At 78.3% G+C, this 783-nt stretch carries 1 protein-coding gene; it reads left to right on the forward strand.

Annotated features, from left to right (window positions below; translation table 11 throughout):
• Positions 1-783 (forward strand): SDR family NAD(P)-dependent oxidoreductase (locus tag BG452_RS35905; protein WP_188308526.1); only part of this gene is annotated, 783 nt, incomplete at both ends.

Here is a 783-nt window from a genome sequence, read left to right on the forward strand (position 1 = left end):
CGCGCGGGCCGCCCATGGGTGCCCCGGCTCGGCCCGGCCGGGCCCGCCACCGACGCCGAAGGCTGCTCGCTGCTCGCTCCCGGCGCCCGCTACCTGGTCACCGGCGGCCTCGGCGGGATCGCCGCCGAGCTGCTGCCCGGCCTGCTGCGCGACCACGGCTCCCGGCTGCTGGTGATCGGCCGCACCGACCTGGACGCGCCGACCGCCGAGGCGGCCGAACGCCGCGCCGCGCTGCACCGGCTGTCCGCGTACGGCGGCCGGGTCGACTACCGCCGCGCCGACGTGACCGACCGCGAGCAGCTGGCCGCGGTGGTCGCCGAGGCCGAACGGGACTGGCAGGCACCGCTGGACGGCGTGCTCCACCTGGCCGGCGCCTACCGGATCGCCCTGCTCTCCGGCACGGACCGCGACAGCTGGCGCGCGGCGGTGCGCGCCAAGACGACCGGTACGGACCACCTGATCGAGCTCGTCCGCCGGCGGCCCGGCGCCCAGTTCGTCGGCTTCTCCTCGATGGTCGGCTTCCAGGAGGCCGTCGGCTCCACCGCGTACGCCGCCGCCAACCGCTACCTGGAGAGCGCGGTCGAGCGGCTGCACCGGGAGACCGGCACCCCGGCCTGGAGCATCGCCTGGGGCCTGTGGAGCCGGGTCGGCATGAACCGCGCCACCGACCACGAGCAGGCCTCCGCCGCCCGGGGCATCGCCGTGCTGAGCGCCGCGCACGGCCGCCGGCTGGCGACGCTGCTGCTGGCCGGCCCCCCGGGCCGCTGGTACGCCGGGCCCGAT

Source organism: Streptomyces sp. CBMA123 (genome assembly GCF_014596465.1).
GTDB lineage: Bacteria > Actinomycetota > Actinomycetes > Streptomycetales > Streptomycetaceae > Kitasatospora.